The sequence below is a fragment of the Neokomagataea anthophila genome, assembly GCF_018122595.1.
Classification (GTDB): Bacteria; Pseudomonadota; Alphaproteobacteria; order Acetobacterales; family Acetobacteraceae; genus Gluconobacter; species Gluconobacter anthophilus.
The window spans coordinates 1-253 of the sequence record NZ_JAGRQH010000086.1 but is presented as its reverse complement, the minus strand read 5'-3'; the positions used below and the strand labels follow the sequence as shown (position 1 = coordinate 253).

General features: G+C 54.5%; 1 rRNA gene. It reads right to left on the bottom strand.

Annotated features, from left to right (window positions below):
* Nucleotides 1-253: ribosomal RNA gene (locus KB213_RS12170) — 23S ribosomal RNA — on the bottom strand; the annotation flags it as partial.

The window sequence follows — 253 nt, the reverse complement described above, 5'->3', positions numbered from 1 at the left end:
TTCAGAACCACCGGATCACTATGACCTGCTTTCGCACCTGCTCGCGCCGTCACGCTCGCAGTCAAGCTGGCTTATGCCATTGCACTAACCTCCTGATGTCCGACCAGGATTAGCCAACCTTCGTGCTCCTCCGTTACTCTTTAGGAGGAGACCGCCCCAGTCAAACTACCCACCAGACACTGTCCGCAACCCGGATCACGGGTCCACGTTAGAACATCAAACATTAAAGGGTGGTATTTCAAGGTCGGCTCCA